This window comes from Escherichia sp. E1V33 (assembly GCF_004211955.1).
Lineage (GTDB): Bacteria > Pseudomonadota > Gammaproteobacteria > Enterobacterales > Enterobacteriaceae > Escherichia.
Window position 1 is genome coordinate 681584 of sequence record NZ_RHJI01000010.1, and the last position, 15176, is coordinate 696759.

Annotated in this window: 21 protein-coding genes, 2 tRNA genes and 1 pseudogene; 1 reads left to right on the forward strand and 23 read right to left on the reverse strand. The window is 49.1% G+C overall.

Annotated elements, in window-relative coordinates; genetic code table 11:
* Window positions 1–30 precede the first annotated feature (30 nt).
* The 7 genes from D9742_RS11345 to D9742_RS11375 all read right to left on the reverse strand — a co-directional run bounded on the left by D9742_RS11345 (window position 31) and on the right by D9742_RS11375 (window position 6764).
* The gene (locus D9742_RS11345; RefSeq protein ID WP_049595047.1) at window positions 31–1284 is read right to left on the reverse strand and encodes a P22 phage major capsid protein family protein; all 1254 of its coding nucleotides are present in this window, start codon (window positions 1282–1284) and stop codon (window positions 31–33) included.
* An 18-nt stretch (window positions 1285–1302) separates the two neighbouring features.
* The gene (locus D9742_RS11350; protein WP_130236974.1) at window positions 1303–2196 is read right to left on the reverse strand and encodes a scaffolding protein; all 894 of its coding nucleotides are present in this window, start codon (window positions 2194–2196) and stop codon (window positions 1303–1305) included.
* Window positions 2197–2286: 90 nt separating this feature from the next.
* Window positions 2287–4485, reverse strand: a complete 2199-nt coding sequence (locus tag D9742_RS11355; RefSeq protein WP_130236975.1) for a portal protein — start codon at window positions 4483–4485, stop codon at window positions 2287–2289.
* Between the two features lies 1 nt (window position 4486).
* On the reverse strand, window positions 4487–5902 hold the full coding sequence (locus D9742_RS11360) for a PBSX family phage terminase large subunit (RefSeq protein WP_000200766.1): 1416 nt from the start codon (window positions 5900–5902) through the stop codon (window positions 4487–4489).
* Window positions 5899–6321, reverse strand: a complete 423-nt coding sequence (locus D9742_RS11365) for a hypothetical protein (RefSeq protein WP_040072364.1) — start codon at window positions 6319–6321, stop codon at window positions 5899–5901. The genes D9742_RS11360 and D9742_RS11365 overlap by 4 nt, the downstream gene beginning before the upstream one ends.
* Before the next feature lie 7 nt (window positions 6322–6328).
* Window positions 6329–6520, reverse strand: coding sequence for a hypothetical protein (locus D9742_RS11370; RefSeq protein ID WP_063266257.1), 192 nt, complete (start codon window positions 6518–6520; stop codon window positions 6329–6331).
* Window position 6521: 1 nt separating this feature from the next.
* A complete protein-coding gene (locus D9742_RS11375) occupies window positions 6522–6764 on the reverse strand; it encodes a DUF2560 family protein (RefSeq protein ID WP_000807788.1) in 243 nt (80 codons plus the stop codon).
* A 287-nt stretch (window positions 6765–7051) separates the two neighbouring features.
* Here D9742_RS11375 and D9742_RS11380 point away from each other — a divergent pair, with 287 nt between their 5' ends.
* Window positions 7052–7534, forward strand: a complete 483-nt coding sequence (locus D9742_RS11380) for a hypothetical protein (protein WP_087906001.1) — start codon at window positions 7052–7054, stop codon at window positions 7532–7534.
* Between the two features lie 450 nt (window positions 7535–7984).
* On the opposite strand, the gene D9742_RS11385 is transcribed toward D9742_RS11380, so the two are convergent.
* From D9742_RS11385 to D9742_RS11460, 16 genes and pseudogenes are all read right to left on the reverse strand, one after another.
* Window positions 7985–8422, reverse strand: coding sequence for a lysis protein (locus D9742_RS11385; protein ID WP_130236976.1), 438 nt, complete (start codon window positions 8420–8422; stop codon window positions 7985–7987).
* A complete protein-coding gene (locus tag D9742_RS11390) occupies window positions 8419–8895 on the reverse strand; it encodes a glycoside hydrolase family protein (RefSeq protein ID WP_130236977.1) in 477 nt (158 codons plus the stop codon). The genes D9742_RS11385 and D9742_RS11390 overlap by 4 nt, the downstream gene beginning before the upstream one ends.
* Entirely contained in the window at window positions 8879–9202 is a 324-nt protein-coding gene (locus D9742_RS11395; RefSeq protein ID WP_000783734.1) for a phage holin, lambda family, read from the reverse strand. Before D9742_RS11395 ends, D9742_RS11390 begins: the two co-directional genes overlap by 17 nt.
* Window positions 9203–9444: 242 nt before the next feature.
* Window positions 9445–9520 (reverse strand) — tRNA-Thr (locus tag D9742_RS11400).
* Between the two features lie 5 nt (window positions 9521–9525).
* Window positions 9526–9600, reverse strand: a tRNA-Asn gene (locus D9742_RS11405).
* 91 nt (window positions 9601–9691) lie between these two features.
* Window positions 9692–10180: an antiterminator Q family protein gene (locus D9742_RS11410; RefSeq protein ID WP_000512806.1), complete on the reverse strand. Its 489-nt coding sequence runs from the start codon at window positions 10178–10180 to the stop codon at window positions 9692–9694.
* Window positions 10171–10842, reverse strand: coding sequence for a serine/threonine protein phosphatase (locus tag D9742_RS11415; protein ID WP_001028864.1), 672 nt, complete (start codon window positions 10840–10842; stop codon window positions 10171–10173). The genes D9742_RS11410 and D9742_RS11415 overlap by 10 nt, the downstream gene beginning before the upstream one ends.
* Window positions 10839–11450 carry a recombination protein NinG gene (locus tag D9742_RS11420; protein WP_024174867.1) on the reverse strand — a complete coding sequence of 204 codons (612 nt, stop codon included), beginning with the start codon at window positions 11448–11450 and terminating at the stop codon, window positions 10839–10841. The genes D9742_RS11415 and D9742_RS11420 overlap by 4 nt, the downstream gene beginning before the upstream one ends.
* A complete protein-coding gene (locus D9742_RS11425; protein ID WP_089643648.1) occupies window positions 11443–11652 on the reverse strand; it encodes a protein NinF in 210 nt (69 codons plus the stop codon). Before D9742_RS11425 ends, D9742_RS11420 begins: the two co-directional genes overlap by 8 nt.
* A complete protein-coding gene (locus tag D9742_RS11430) occupies window positions 11612–12013 on the reverse strand; it encodes a hypothetical protein (RefSeq protein ID WP_000924594.1) in 402 nt (133 codons plus the stop codon). Before D9742_RS11430 ends, D9742_RS11425 begins: the two co-directional genes overlap by 41 nt.
* A gap of 2 nt (window positions 12014–12015) precedes the next feature.
* On the reverse strand, window positions 12016–12192 hold the full coding sequence (locus tag D9742_RS11435) for a NinE family protein (protein ID WP_001254238.1): 177 nt from the start codon (window positions 12190–12192) through the stop codon (window positions 12016–12018).
* Complete coding sequence (locus tag D9742_RS11440) at window positions 12189–12716, reverse strand: phage N-6-adenine-methyltransferase (RefSeq protein ID WP_113228047.1); 528 nt, start codon at window positions 12714–12716, stop codon at window positions 12189–12191. Before D9742_RS11440 ends, D9742_RS11435 begins: the two co-directional genes overlap by 4 nt.
* Complete coding sequence (locus tag D9742_RS11445; protein WP_113228048.1) at window positions 12713–13159, reverse strand: recombination protein NinB; 447 nt, start codon at window positions 13157–13159, stop codon at window positions 12713–12715. Before D9742_RS11445 ends, D9742_RS11440 begins: the two co-directional genes overlap by 4 nt.
* Window positions 13160–13166: 7 nt before the next feature.
* Window positions 13167–13373: a hypothetical protein gene (locus tag D9742_RS11450; RefSeq protein WP_000818842.1), complete on the reverse strand. Its 207-nt coding sequence runs from the start codon at window positions 13371–13373 to the stop codon at window positions 13167–13169.
* Window positions 13374–13445: 72 nt separating this feature from the next.
* Window positions 13446–14822, reverse strand: coding sequence for a replicative DNA helicase (locus tag D9742_RS11455; RefSeq protein ID WP_130236978.1), 1377 nt, complete (start codon window positions 14820–14822; stop codon window positions 13446–13448).
* Window positions 14819–15176 (reverse strand): annotated as a pseudogene (locus tag D9742_RS11460) (hypothetical protein); the annotation flags it as partial. The gene D9742_RS11455 and the pseudogene D9742_RS11460, both read right to left, overlap by 4 nt.

A 15176-nucleotide genomic window follows, 5' to 3' on the forward strand; every position in this document is an offset into this window, starting at 1 on the left:
AATAAAAATGGGGCCGAAGCCCCACCTAAATTACTGCCCGGCAATAACGATGCCCGTATATTCAGGAACCAGTACAGAGCAACCGTACAGAGTGGTGAAACGTGCAGTGGTTACGCCTTTGATGTGGTCGAAGGCGTAAGACATGATCAGCGTAGCGCCCTGCTCGGTGGTTGCTGTCATTACCTGTGGCCCCTGACCAGTCGGGAATGCCAGTTTGCCGTACATCAGCTCAACAGAACCATCAGCCCAGAACAGGTTAGCCGGTGCGGCATTTTTGTTGAGAATGGTAATTGCTGCACCATTTGCCGCGTTAGCATCAACGTTTGCATATGGTCGGCTGGCGACATCCGCGTTGTCAGGCGGCAGAATTTTCGGGGAGATAGTTACTGTCGTTCCGCTTACTGCCAGAACGCGGAATACCTGCGGCTGCCCGGTGGTATCTTTGGTGATCTGGTGTACGGAATTCACGCCAGCAATGGTGAACGCATCGCCAACCTGCAAACCAGATGCAGATACCGTAATGGTCCCCTGTCGGTTATCCACTGGCATATCGTTGGCATCTTTCGCTTCAACCTTGTGCGCAGGTTCAGCCGCCAGCGTCAGGGAAGTTGCTGTACCCTTCGGAACACGACCAGAAATATCGGTCTTGTAGCTATCGAAGGACGCAACCGGAGGGATCTGCGCTTTTTCGTATGCCGTCAGGGTTGCGCCCTGAGCATAGGCACGGTGACCAAGCTCGCCAGCAAGGTCTTTGTAGTTGAAGGGGTTCCAGAAAGAGCGACGGTTGATACCCTGAGGTACACCAATCGCCGTCATGGTGGCATCAATACCTGCCGCACAGTTCCACAAATCACGGCCCTGTGTACCTGTGGTTGAGTCAGCCATAGTGATCACGTTAGTAGCACGCTGCGTGACCATGGAAATCAGGTCAGAGTCAATCTGTGCAGCAAGGCGCATACCTGCGGCGCGACCAGCTTCAGTTTTATGCTCAGGGTCACGCATTTCACGCGCATCCAGAGTGTACAGAATGTTTTTCGGCTCCTTGAACACTGAAGGAACAAGACGCTGAACCAGTGCTGTTGGCGTTTTGCTGCTGAGGTCGAGGCCTTCCTCAATGTTCATGTGGTAATGCTGCGGACGATACAGAACATCACCTGCTCGCTGCATTGCTGTATCACCGGGACGGAATTTTTTAGCGTTACGGGAAACTACGCAGGCGGCCTCAAAGCCTTCAACGTAGTTTTCGAACATGATTTCAAGGTCTTTTGCTAATTGGTTAGCCATGCTTAATGCTCCGATAGGTTATTTTTTTGCCTTTTTAGCGGCGAAATACGGCGTCCAGTCACCAGTTTCCAGCGCCTTGGCTTTCAGTTTGTCGAGGTTGTTGATTACTGCGCCGTTGCTCCCCTTAACTGTCGGGGTTGTGGCTGCCGTGGTTTTTGCTTTTGGCATGATTCTGGCCTTCGATTCGATACGTTCCAGCAGACGACCAATTGCTACGGGGTTGGTAGCTTCTGCCAGTTGCTTGCGCAGTTCAGCGTTGCGACCGAGTGCCAGAACAACGATTTCCGGCTTCTCTGACTCAAACAGGATCGCGTTTTGTGTCTCGATGGGGATTTCCTCGAGTACGGCCTGTTCTGCTTCCTGATAGCCAGGAACCTTGAGAGCCTTAACACGTTGCTGATATTTGGATAATCGCTCTTGATAGGCAGCCTGAAGCTCCTGCTCCTTCTGCTTGCGAGCCATCTCCTGTTGCTGGTACTTGCCGTTATCCTCTGCCCACTTAGCCATACGTTGCTGATAGATTTCTTCATCGAAACCGATGTCCTCATCATCCAGTTTTGGCATTCGCGGTGGTTGAGTGATTACCGGCTGCTGCTCGACGGGTTTCTGAGACTGACGCATCAGCTCTTTCAGCTCACGGTCTTTCTCTTTAATCGTCTTGCGCAGGTGTTTTACCAGTCCATGCTCTGCGCCATCTTCGCTGGTTGGCGAATCCAGCTTTTCGTCACCAAAGTAGAATTCCTGTTCTGATTCGTCGTCATCAGTGTCAGTAGCTTCCTCTGCATCATTTCCGGAGGACTCACTGCCATCTTCCGTTTCGACTTCTTCAGCCAGTTCGACATCATCAGGAACCTGCTCTGACGCGTCGGTTTCGATTTCAACTTCTGGTGTGTTTTCTGCCATCTGGTCCATTTGTTACCCCTGTTTACTCGATGTTCAGCCCATCGGAAGGCAATAGGGTGCCAGGCCTCATAAAGACAGCCATTGCACGTTATGGGTTAATTACTGCTGTGGTTGTTGCTGAGTTGATTTTGGCAGGATGCTGCTGATATCCATGCGCTGCGCATGGCCCTGTGCCTGACTTTTCAGGACAAGCTCTGCATCAGCACGGGCATTGTCTCCTTGCTGTTGCTGGAACTGTCCGAGCAGTTTCAGAGCCTCGCGGATATCAGATCTCTGCTGGCTATCGGCAGATGCGAGGATTTTCACAACATTTGCCGCTGCAACCTGAGCATCAGTCTGTGCCTGGAATGCTTTAACCTGAATGGCTGCCTGTTCGTTCTGCGCTTTCTGCAATTCAGCCTGACCAGCAAGAAGCTGACCTTGCGCAGCAACCATAGCCGGATCTGGCTGACTGGCCTGTTGTTGTTTCGCCTGCTCAACCATTTGCTGTTCTTCTGGCGTTCTCGGCTTGATAACGCCAGACAGAAGCAACTGATTGCGGTTGTATTCTTTAAGGTCGTCCATCCCTTCGCCGTCCATATTGTCGAGAATCATCGACGATACAAGGTCGTGCTTCGGCGTTCCTGGTGGGATAAGTGCCAGCATGGAAAGTAACGACTTAACCGTTGCATCACGGCGAGTAGCGAACGACTGACCAACATCGACAGTCACTTCATAGTTACCCTGCGAAAGGTCATTAAGCGCGATAACCTGCCCTGTCTGACGGTCAACCACTTCACCAGTCATCAGCGCCACGTCATCGCTGCCGTCCTCATTAACGATACGCATCGGCGTATCACTGCCATAGACCTCACGCGCCATAGAAAGCCACACAACGCCAGCGCGACGCATGGATTTAGCCATGTTGTCCATGTAGATATAGGACTGCGTATCCATCCGGTTAAAGATGCTATCAACGGTATCGGTGGCGACGTTGCTCGGCATGTTCTCAAGCTGCGACGCACCTGTAATTTGCTGAATAGCCGTTCCGGTGTACTGCAATAGCCCGGCAAGAGCAGGAGGCATTTGTGTCGGAGGTGTCCAGCCAGCAACCTGAGCCTCTGAAATGACCGTTCCGTTTTTGTCCTTCTTGCTGGTCATGGGAAGAACTGCAGGTCTTTTCTTATTCCTCTCTGCCCAGTGATTCATTAATGGACCGGGAATGAAATCAACATCCACGATAGGAATGCCATCACCGCCAGCCTGAGTAGCGTTATCTGCAATCATGGAAACCATCAGGTTCTCAAGACGCTGTGCATCCATCGCTTTTGCTGCGTGGCCTTCGATTCGCTCCTGATTATCAACAAATGAACGACGCCCATATACCGGGATGAGAGGAATATGTTCGCCCGGAATACGCTTAGGTTCTTCCAGCCATTCAGCGCCAGACAGAAGACCGCAATAAACTCTGCGTTTCTTCACCGTCCGCTCACCGATCAGTTCGAATGCACCATCGGTTAGCTCATCGACAATATCTTTGATTTGATCTTCATCATAGATTGCCGTTTCTCCGCTAACAGGGTTGCGCCATGCCGTGAGCTTCACCTTCTCTATGCGAACTTCGTAGTAGCGCCCAACATAGATGGCATCTGGCGTTGACCAGTCATATTGAGTGCCAGTGTCATCACGAGAAAGGCTTGCCGCGATGGAATCAGGGTATTCAGCCTCGAACGCTTTAGGCGTCATGGAGAACATTTCCATAGCCCACATAGCATCAGAGCGGTCATATTGCTTGCTGTCCTGATCGAAGAAAACGCATGTCGCCGGGTCGTAAACAGGAAGAAGACTGATGCGTCGCTGCTCGTTACTCGGATCCATTTCATCTTCGTAATCGGCACACATGCGGAAACAACCGAATCCGCCCGTTACGGCATCATCAAATGCGTTATCACACGCTTCGCCACCGGATGTTTCCTGATAGTCAGCGCGGAATTTTCCGTTCATCTTTTCGGCTAACGCTTCCGATGCCTTATCGTCCTTCGGTCTGAATTTAACGCTGATGCGATTCTGTCGATACTCGCCAATGATGCGATCACATTCACGGGCAATCTTATTTAGTTCAAAGCGCGGATAATGCTCAAACCTGCCTTCATCAAATGAGTAACCAGCGTTTGTGCTGCCTTCCCACTGTGCGCCGGACACCCGGACGAAACGTTGAGCCTCAATAATCTGCTCACGCATATCCTGCGTTGCTGACCAAGCATTATCAAAGTTGCACAGCACCTTGCGATGCCAGTCAGCCATCTTTTTTTCTGCCATATCAACCTACACCACAAGGAATTGAGTAACTGGAATAGTCGGGTTGCGCAGCCGACTCCGGGCAATGCATACACATCATCAGCGCATCAGCCAGGTTAGGAGATGGAATACCGAGCTTCTGCTTCATTTCGACCTTAGTCATAAGCTCCAGCTTCCCGTTGTTATTGAATTTGCGCTGAATCTGCGTCAGTTCTGCAAACAGCTTCTCCAGCATCTTCTCGCCTATCGCTTCTTTGTCGAAACTCAGCATGTCGTCGGGGTCTGCATACTCACCGTGAACAACCGCCCGATATGTCAGATACAGCCTGTCAGCCAGTGCGTAATAGAATTGCGCTCGCTTATTGCGGAAAACATCGCCAATAGTGCGGACGTTGTCTCCCTGCACGACTTCATCAGCCCATGCTCCGGCCTGATAAGGCGCATCTTCATCGAATGGCGATTCGCTGCCCTTGAACATCGTGGCGGTAATTTTCTTGCCGGAGAATGCTTCCGTTGTCTGTCTGCGTAGCCCTGCACCGACACCATCGCCATCCCACAGGTAATGGTCAGCGCCGTCTTCAATCGCCAGCGAAGTAGCCCAGTCAGCACCCTCGTTGATGTCCATCAGCAGACCTTCGGCAATGCGCTTAACTACCGAACCGTGGCGCGATGCATAACCTTTAGCATCCGGTCCTGTATCTGACGGGTCATGCGCAGAGACAACAGCGCCTTTCGCCTTCCATCCGAGTTTCTTGTGCGCATCGGTTGCGGCTTCAAGCCATTCACGTTTGATAATTGCCATATCACTTGCGCTCACTGGCTCACCAAGCCAGATGTGACGATACAGTGTCGGATTTCTGCGTTTGCACTCTTCCATCTCCAGACGGAGAACTTCAGGAAAGTGCGGGTTGTCGGTGTAGTTCACCGTCAGTAGGCAAATATCATCGGGAGGATTTACGACGAACCGCTGATAGGTATCGTCGAGTATGTTTTTCGGGTTGAAGCTTACCCATATTTCAGAGAACGGCTTACGGATGGTTGGTATCAGGATATCCCATGATTCCTTCGTTACCGCTTCCGCTTCTTCCACCCAGCAGATATCAATGCCTTCGAGCGATTTAATCTTCGTCGGGTTGTTTTTGATGCCGTAGAACATGAACTCAGCATTCGTTCCGAGATGACGAATCATGGAACGCTGAATTTCAAACTCAGCCGAATACCCTTCACGCTCGATGGTATCTTCAAGCAACCGGATTACCGAATCGCTGATACTGTTTTGCAGTTCACGAGCGCAGAGAATACGCACAGGCTGCCGACGCGCCGCTTCAACAAGCAGCCTAGCAATTGCCCATGACTTACCGCTACCTCGACCGCCTTTGGCGACTTTGTAGCGATGCGCCTCAATGAACGGTTCAAAGATAGGATTAATCGAGGTCATTTTCCGAATAGAGTACTCATCGGTGATGTTTCAATCTGGATTGCGCCGCCGTCCTTACCGACAAGCTCGTTAGTTACCTTGTCGCCATACTTACGGGGATTCATTCTGGCCAGCGCCCATTTGCGGGTATCAACGCGAAGTCTTGCCTTTGCCACCTCAGCAGCATCTGGAATCGCATTGTCAGCAATTTCGAATATCTCTTCGAAAATAGAATCAGCTCGTGCCTCAGTTGCCTTCGCGTACTTGTCGCGAAAATCCTCATGCTTTGCCAACCAGCGGAAAACAGTGGACTTATCCGGCATGCCAGGACGCTTACATACTTTCAGCAGACTTTCGCCAGAAGAAAGCAACGAGCAGATATCGTCAGCCACCTCCGGCATATAATCAGAGGGGCGACCAGCTTTTGATTCAGTCGCCATATTCATCTCACTTAATTGTCATTTCAGGTCGTTGGCTCTTCATGCTTTCAATCAATGACTGCTTCAGCAATTCGAGTGTGCCAATCGCCTCACATACACTGATTTCACCATAATCATGAATAACGCTTTCAAGTCGCTCGTATAGCTCTTGAGTAATTGGGAATTTCTTCTCCTTACCAAAATTGATTACGCGGCTCACATCATGCTCCGGTGGTGAACAGGTCTAACGCTTCCTTCGATTTACGCACCGCTTCGATAGTTCGAGTCGTGATATCTGAATTAGCGCCACCTGACTGGAAGTGAATTTTGAATAGCTCAAGCTTCAGCTCGTCAGTACCAATGAACTGAAATGCTTCCTCTGCAGCTGCGTTCTGGTTCATGACCAGTTTGTAAATCTCTAACTGGAATTTCTGTTCTTCAGTCATGGGAATAATCTCTGCCATTGTTGGCTCCGGTTGTTGTGATGATGCCGAGCACGCTCATCTGGACTATCTCAACTAGTCGATTCATGACATATGTCACATTTATACCAACCAGATCATTGCATTGAGCTTTCAGTTCAATAATCCTTGGTTTGACGTTAATTTTTGACAGGTTTTTGGGAGTAGTACGATAGCAATCGTAAGTCTTATCCCGTCAGAGTAGCCACTTGCTCGCCGCTTAAATTGATGAATTACCAACGACAGAACGTTTCTTGTTTGTCGATGAGTGACATTGAAGGTGTTCATTAATGAATCAGATAGAAATAGAAAACTTATGTATCAGAATCCGTAATTGCTTGGATAAATGGTCAGAAGATGGAACTTTGGAGAAAACAGTTGGCAGTTCAACAAAAAACTTCCCTCACGGCTGTTGTGGTTTAGTCACTGAATGTTTGTCTGTTATTCTTTACAAACTGACAGGCTCTCATCCTAATACCGTAACAGGGAAATGTGATGACGGTGACCGCAACAACAACCAATTAGCCGACAAAAGCCATATCTGGATAGAAATTAATGGGATAAATATTGATTTAACAGGTGACCAGTTTAACAACAGGGATATCGAGATCCCACCAGTGTTTGTTTCATCTTCACCTCATCCTTTATCAACAATGATGGAAACAAAAACCAAACCCGCCTATCTAATAGGAATAACTAAACCCCTATCCGGATATGATAGAGAACATATGCGTTTAATAAGAAAATTAAATGATGAACTTAAACTATTTTGAATAAGCATTAGCCACATTTATCACAATAAGAAAATGCGCATTACCATTTTCTTATTTTTTGTGGTTATCTCATTACGCTAATCTACCTATGGCGATAGCAACGAAAAACCGCCCGCGGGCGGTCAATAAAGCATGTGATTTTATTTAAATGACATATGTCCTGATTCTTGAATCGCTCTAGGAACTGTTTGGATGTCGGCATCAGGGCTGCAAGCAATAAGATAACGTGTCCTTGATGGCATTTCGTGCACACATCCTGAATAATGTACTTCCTGACCATTATGATCAGCTATCAAGTCACCACTGTTGTTCACCATTCTAATGGTTCGGTCCCAAGGTCCACCAATAAATAAGACTTGTGGCATTTGTAATTCTCTATTTTTGGCTGCGGATTGCAGCTAGGTAGATTATTCCCCATAAATATGAAAAGTTATAGCCATAAATGGCTACCTATTTCAAGCATTGCGTCCTGATGTACTCCTGCAAGTAGTTAACCTGCACGGTTATCCTGTCGATTCCACTTCGGAGACGGTAATAATTGAGTTCAGCATCTGCTGTAAGTCTTGGGCCTTCTCCATTGCCCATGCTGCTGGCTCCGGTCGTTGACTTTGCACAGGTGGCGGCGACTTGCAGGCGCTTACGACCAGCAGAAACATCAGCACGGAGACTTTCGATAGTCGCATTAGCATCAGCAAGCTCCTTTGTGTATCTGGCGTCAAGTTCTGCTACATCACGTTGCCGCTTCTGCATATCAGCGATGATGGATGTGGCTTTATCGCGCTGCTCTTTGTAGGCGATGGCGTTATCACGGTAATGATTAACAGCCCATGACAGGCAGACGATGATGCAGATAACCAGAGCGGAGATAATCGCGGTTAATCTGCTCATGCCTCAATCTCTCTGACCGTTCCGCCTGCTTCTTTGAATTTTGCAATCAGGTTGTCAGCCTTATGCTCGAACTGACCATAACCAGCGCCCGGCAGTGAAGCCCAGATATTGCTGCAACGATCGATAGCCTGACGGATATCACCGCAATCAATCATCGGTAAAGCGCCACGCTCTTTAATCTGCTGCAATGCCACAGCGTCTTGGCTTTTCGGAGAGAAGTCTTTCAGGCCAAGCTGCTTACGATAGGAATCCCACCAACGGGAAAGAAGCTGGTAGCGCCCGGCTGCTGTTGATTTGAGTTTTGGGTTTAGCGTGACAAGTTTGCGAGGGTGATCGGAGTAATCAGTGAATAGCTCTCCGCCTACAATGACGTCATAACCATGATTTCTGGTTTTCTGACGTCCGTTATCAGTTCCCTCTGACCACGCCAGCATATCGAGGAACGCCTTACGTTGATTATTGATTTCCACCATCTTCTACTCCGGCTTTTTTAGCAGCGAAGCGTTTGATAAGCGAACCAATCGAGTCAGTACCGATGTAGCCGATGAACACGCTCGTTATATAAGCAAGATTGCTACTTAGTCCGGCGAAGTCGAGAAGGTCACGAATGAACCAGGCGATAATGGCGCACATCGTTGCGTCGATTACTGTTTTTGTAAACGCACCGCCATTATATCTGCCGCGAAGGTACGCCATTGCAAACGCAAGGATTGCCCCGATGCCTTGTTCCTTTGCCGCGAGAATGGCGGCTAACAGGTCATGTTTTTCTGGCATCTTCATGTCTTACCCCCAATAAGGGGATTTGCTCTATTTAATTAGGAATAAGGTCGATTACTGATAGAACAAATCCAGGCTACTGTGTTTAGTAATCAGATTTGTTCGTGACCGATATGCACGGGCAAAACGGCAGGAGGTTGTTAGCGCAACCTCTTGCCACCCGCTTTCACGAAGGTCATGTGTAGAAGGCCGCAGCGTAACTATCACTGATGAATTCAGGACAGCCAGTGGCTACGGCTCAGTTATGGTGCTGATTAACGGACTTGAACCGCTACCCATTCGCTTACAAGGCGACTGCTCTACCATTGGAGCTAAACCAGCATGTTTGGCGGGACAGCGTGGACTCGAACCACGATAAGAAGGTTAACAGCCTTCCGTAATGACCTTTATACGACTGACCCAAATAAAAAAAGCCACCGTTGCAACTTAAGAGTCACTAACGGCAGCTTATGCGAATAGTGTTGCTCATTTGCTCAATGATGTCAACACGTTCTATGCTACATGTTTAATTTTCTCTACACGTTTCCGATTTTTAAACGCACTATCCAGAACCGGGTAAATCATAAACAACGAGGCATTAAGGATTTCGTCAACTTCCCGTCGACAGGTTGCGAGCGATGGTTTTTGAATGCGCCCGCCGCCACGGCATAACATCTTGCGAGGTCTTGCGACGCGATGATAGTAAGATGCAATGGCGTGCTTGGAAGAGCCATGAGCGTAGTAGCTGAGGAGGATTCCAAAGGCTTTCTTGTCAATGTACATGACGGAATCGACGACCTGAGAAATCAACATTCCATCATCATCATTACACATTGGCCTTGTCATAACTCTTCCCGGCTCTACGCTCTCCATGAACTTCGCTATTACGCTGCTCATGCGCTTTTCCAGACGACCTGAATAAACCCATGCGCCCCACAGTTCAAGCCAGCCATTCAGCCACTCATGCTGTTCTTTGGTGAGGTTTAGTTCTCTTATGCCCACGCGCCTTCTCCCTGTACCTGAATCAATGTGAGATTTCCGCAGAACACTGCCCCAGTATCGATATACATCTGGTTGGCAAATTTGAGTGGTTTCACTGCTGGCGTATGACCAAAGATAAACGTGTCCGCGCCTTTAATTTCTTTAACGATCCCGTCTTGTGAGTTGCTGATTCGTTCGCGGTTCCAGATTACCTGCTGATGATCAACTGGTTTTCCAAATTCGTATTCGTCACAAGGATAATCGGCGTGGCAGATGACATATTTTTTACCTTTGCTCACCAGTTCGATAATTAACGGAAGTTCTTCTGCTTTATGGGCAAGAGCTTTAGCCAGAATTTCTTTGTCGTAATCGAGATTAAAGAACCAGCCACCGCCATTAAGCAGCCAGTGATTAACGTTTCCACGCTCTGATAAGCCATCAATCATCATTTGCTCATGGTTTCCACGTACAGCTCTGAACCAGGGGAATGTGATTAATTCCAAGCATTCAACGTTCTCTGCACCACGATCAACCAAATCGCCCACCGAGATAAGCAGGTCTTTTTTGTTGTCGAATCCAATCGTATCCAGTTTGTTCATCAGGTTCGTGTAGCATCCGTGCAGATCGCCAACTACCCAAATATTTCGGTATTTGCTGCCATCAATTCTTTCGTAGATATTCATGCAGCCTCACTTCTGCTGTTTCGCAGTTTTTTAAGTTTCTGTTGATACTCCGCCTTGATGGCCCTGCACTCTTCGACAGTCCAGCGATGGCGGTTATGGTTTGATTCGATTTCGTCTACTGCTTCCTGCCCGATGCGGTTAATCAGTTCGACGCGATACGGAACGAGATTTCCGCTTTTGTGCTGGTTGCACACCACGCATTGCTTGTGAATATTGCGTTCATCAAATCGGAGTTGAGGCGCCGCAGCAGTTGTCCGGTAATGCCCGGCATCCCACTGAGCAGACGTGAGCGTTCCGCACGAGATACATGGTAAGTCGCGGTCTCTTTCTCTGATGAAGGCGTTTACGGCTTGTTGGGCTTGTTTAATCCAGTAACTGCGGGGCTTTAAGGCGAGTTTTCGAATCTTAAGTTTATCTTTCTGTTTCTGCTCCTCTCGTCGTCGTTTCTTCTCTGCTGCCTTTTCCGCTTTTTCGCGTTCTTTGCTTCGTCGTTCGAGTGCTATCTTGGTTCCACACTCTGGAGAGCACCACCACTGATTGGCGAATGCAGGGTGAAACCATTCCCGACATTCATCGTTTTTACATCGTCTTCGCGCTGGTTTAGCCATCGTCTTCTTCCTCGTACATTGAGCTATTCGGATCGCTCATCAGTTCTGCGCAGCAATCGGAGCACACGTGAACTTCCAGCACATGCAGCTTCTGACCGCAGTTAGCGCACGTTAAAGCTCGCTCGACGCTTTCTTTCTGGTATTGAAGAGATTGGGATGGACTAAGCATGGCTTTCACCATTAAAAAGTCGCTTGTAAGCATCAATGTCTCGTTTTGCTTCACCAAGCTTTCGTCTTAATTCCATGTTTTCTGATTCAAGCTTTTCCATGTCTTGCTGGTATCGATCGCGGTGTTCTTTCCATGCTTTTCGATACGCCTTCATGTATGTCGTATTGGCCTTTCTCTTTGCCTGACGAACTGCGTGGTGGTTTTTCACAAACCAGTCAGGGTCGTTAAATGCTGCTCTGGCGCATGTATACCAATAATTTGTTGCCTCCCTGTTTAGCCAATAAATACTGATAAATGGCAACTGTATCGACACCATTTTTCGTTGAGACTCTTTCTCGCCAAACATGTGTCCTTTTTTGATGCTAAGGCCAAATCCAGGTTGAATTAAAAGCATTGTCATTTCCTCGCACGATGTCTTAGCCACCGGATATCCCACAGGTGAGCCGTATAATTGAAGGTTTTTACGTCAGATTCTTTTGGGATTGGCTTTGGTTTATTTCTGGAGCGTTTCGTTGGAAGGTATTTGCAGTTTTCACAGATTATGTCGGTGATACTTCGTCGCTGTCGTCTCATGCCGCCCTCCTGGCGCCCTGCCCGATCGCCATCAATGCCGATTTGGATACGGTAGTAAACATCCGTCGAGGACTGATGAACGGTCGCCAAATCAGCAGCATGGAACCTTTGCTGTTTCCCTTCTTCTCCAGCCCTGTCGATGGTTCGATAAAATTAATCCGTCCATCAGTGATGATGCGAACTTCGTCAACACTCTCCAGAGCCTCGCTGAACCATCCGACAGACATATCCTCTGGCACAAGCATCACTACCGTCTGTCGCTGTTGTATGCACTGCTCAGCGGCTTTTTCCACCCACGGCCTGATATTGCTGTACGGTGGGTTATTCCAGATTGCACCGTGGCTTATCCACTCAGAATTGAGCGCGTCGTCGGCCTCAGTTAGCCAGTGAGCGCACAGAGCGTTTTTGTCGCTCGCTGCCGAATCCAGCCAGAATCCAAACTCAATATCCAGTGCATCAAAAAGCCAAAGCGGCGTTTGCCAGCAGTCCTTGTCGTGTGCTGGCGTATTTGATTTGATAGTCATGCAGCCTTCCCTTTTCGTTGTGACCATTCATACTCTCGCCGGGAGTCATCACTCCACCGCACGTTGCGCTCTGAGCCGAACCAGAACATGATTTCGATAAGCTCAGTCATGCTGGCCTTTCGCATTTTGCTGGTACGCACGCCAAGCATAACAACGCCACCGTCGATACCAGGCGCACTTCGTTGCTCCAGTTTTTTGGTCTTAAGCCACAGGGCAGTGAACAGATCTTTCCAGTCCTCCGGCGCAAGTCTCTTTCCATGCCAAAGCACCTGACGTGATACGTCCTGCAATAACGCCCACATAAGGCGGTTTTGAGGATTGCTCCGCTTTGGTTCTTTAATGTGGACTTCGTGAGGTGACTTGTCGTCGATGGGAAGTGAGAGTATTGCGTCTATGGCATTGTTTCTGATTGCTTCGTTGCGAAGCATGTATATTTGCTTCATCGTTACCTCAACTCACAAAACGCCACGCCACTTTTGCTACGACAACAGGCATAACACCGATAATCACCCACAGGAAAATGCTACCGAAAAGCACACCCACCAGGTCTTTACCTTCGCCTACCAACCGGACAAAACTGCTGGCAACAACAATGAACGTCGCCACCATCCACATAGCACCGAGAATCCTCAATGCAGAGAAAATTAACTCAGCCACGATTTACCCTCCCCCAAATAAAAAGGCCTGCGATTACCAGCAGGCCTGCTATCAGCTCAGTGATGTAGATGGTCATACGTCCGCCCCTTGTGCATATCGTCTGCCACGCGCAGCAGGCGCATTTGATGCTGTGCAAATCTGTCTGGCTTCATCCTGGTCACATGCAACAAAGTGCCCGTTGCAGAACCGCTGGTAAACCGTACCAAGTGAGCCAAAACGGTTTTTCGTCACAATGATTTCAGCAAATGGTGCGGCGCTACTGTTCTCGTCATATACCGCTTCCCGATAGAGCATGATGATTGAGTCTGCGTCCTGTTCAATGCTTCCAGAATCACGCAAATCTGCGTTTGTCGGGCGTTTGTTTGGTCGCTTCTCAACATCGCGCGAAAGCTGACTCAGGGAGATAACAGGCGTTTTCAGGTCTTTCGCCATCGCCTTCAGGCTTCCGGAGATGTGAGCAATTGCAAGGTCGTTGCGGTCTGCTTTCGGCTTCTCAATCAGGCCAAGATAATCCGCCATGATGAGTGACAGGTTTGGATTTTCCTGTTTGTGCCGTTCTGCGATTGAGCGTATTTCTTCGACCGATAACCGCGAGGCATCGACTACCCATACATCCAAATCCGCAAGCTGACTCATGCCGTTAGCAACACGCGCCCAGCCTTCGTCATCCATCGATGCAGGATTTCGCAGTACGCTAACCGACATCCTCCCGGCGTTGGCAATGCTTCTCTCTGCAATCTGCAATGCGCTCATTTCCATTGAGAAAATCAATACCCCGCGCCGGACGTCAGAACCAGGAATAACGCGGCTTGCAACGCCTTCGGCAATCTTCAGAGCCAGTTCGGTTTTCCCCATACCAGGACGAGCGGCGATAATCACCAGGTCTTCCGCGTTCATCCCTCCGGTGATGGCGTCAAGTTCTTCGATTCCGGTCTTCAGGGTATCTGACTCTTCTCCGTTCCTCAGACGCCTGTCAAGCGTGTCAGTGTAGTCAGTTATGATTTCCCCTAACCGTACAGGTTTAACCTCGTCACGGGGCTTTCTGATAGCTGAGAGACGTTTTACAAGTTCATCCATCGCCTGACTCGATGCGTCGATGGTTCCGCTCTGAATTGGTTCACGCATTTCATCCAGGATTTCCAGCACCAGACGGCGGTGATAGTTATCCGCGACCATTCCGGCATATCCCTTCAGGTTTGCTGCACTCGGGCAGTTTTTGCTGGTCATCAGGATTGACGTGAAATGCTCCTCTCCGCACTCCTCGGCAACCATCAGCGCGTCGATTAGGTTTCTGTTTCTCGCCTGCTTCCGGATAACCTCGAAGGCTTTCCGGTAGAGCGGAATTGAAAACGCTTCCGGCTCCAGCGTTGCCAGAACGTCACTGGCGGTTGGAGTTAATCCACCAATCAGCAGGCCACCGATAACGCTCGCTTCGATATCCTGTCTCATGCAATCCCCCTGTCTGCAAACTTCCCTTCCCGAACTCCCGTTAACGAGTCTTCCCTCAGCAGGTAATCAAAATCGGCCGTCCAGCCCGTGTCGTTGTCTCCGAAGTAAAACGGCTTGGCCTGATGCACAAATGCCCTGACATACGCCCTGAAACCGTCCACGTTTGGCGTTTTCAGTTGCGGGATGATTTTCTTCAGGCGGCGTTTGCGTTTCTCGTTGACCGCAACAGCATGTGGAAGTCTGTCACCGACTTCGGTGTTGTAGGCGTTCAGGAAGGATTCGTAGTCGATTCGTTCTGCCTTGCGACGTTCAGGTTTAACCTGCCCATCGCCACCCCCGTTAGGGGGTAAGGGG